Below are 1,051 nucleotides of genomic sequence, written 5' to 3'. Positions count from 1 at the left end.
CGATAAGTGTCAAGTATGGGCGAAACAAGCAGGTATTTCGTGCTCGGTAGAGCGTGTGAACCTAGATACCAATAGTGGTGAGAGCATTGAATCGCTGGCACGTGAAGCGCGCTATGAAGCTCTGGCTCGTCATATCAATCGTGGCGACTTATTGCTAACAGGTCAGCATGCCGACGACCAAGTCGAAACATTTTTACTCGCGTTGAAACGTGGAAGTGGACCTAAGGGCTTATCTTCGATGGCAGAAAGTATGCCCTTTGCTGGTGGAACATTAGTTCGTCCGCTACTTAACACCAAGCGCGAGCAGATAGAAGCGACGGCGAAGAACATTGGTTTGGAATGGGTAGAAGACGAAAGTAACCAAGACACGCGCTACGATCGAAATTTTTTACGTCATCGTATCGTCCCTGAGTTGTCTGAGCGTTGGCCGAGTATTCATCAAGCGGTGCAACGAAGCGCAAGCTTATGTGCTCAGCAAGAAGCGTTATTGGATGAGCTCCTAGGTTCGGTGTTTGCGCGGGCTCTACAGGCGGATTTGCGCTTAAGTATTGATGAGTTAGCTATCCATAGTGAATTAGCTCAAGCGCGTTTGATTCGTATGTGGTTGAGTAAATTGAATGCCAATATGCCGAGTCAAACTCAATTGCGCTTGATTTGGCAAGAAGTGGCATTGGCGCAACAAGATGCCAATCCAAAGCTTAAACTCAAACAAGGAGAGATCCGACGCTTCCAAAACAAATTGTACTGGGTTACGCCTCATGCCGATGTGACGAGTTGGCAAGGCCATATCCAAATCGATGAGCCACTGATTTTACCAGAGAGTTTGGGGACGTTAACGCTTAGTACGGGTTCTCATCAGCCAAATATTTCGCTGCCATCGCACCCCGAGTTATTGAGGGTTACTTTCAATCCCGAAGGTTTGTCGGCACACCCCACAACACGTAGTCGCAGTCGTAAACTGAAAAAGTTATTCCAAGAATACAATGTGCCAAGCTGGTTACGTCGTCAGATCCCGATTTTGATGTACAAAGACCAAGTTGTTGCAGTCGCA

Annotated in this window: 1 protein-coding gene; it reads left to right on the top strand. The window is 47.5% G+C overall.

All coding sequences use genetic code 11. The features are described 5' to 3' along the window. Nucleotides 1-1,051 (top strand): tRNA lysidine(34) synthetase TilS (gene tilS, locus R7P35_RS26190; RefSeq protein ID WP_318093406.1); only part of this gene is annotated, 1,051 nt, incomplete at both ends.

This window comes from Vibrio sp. Vb0304 (assembly GCF_033338995.1).
Taxonomy (GTDB): domain Bacteria; phylum Pseudomonadota; class Gammaproteobacteria; order Enterobacterales; family Vibrionaceae; genus Vibrio; species Vibrio alginolyticus.
This window is presented reverse-complemented; position numbering and strand designations above follow the sequence as displayed.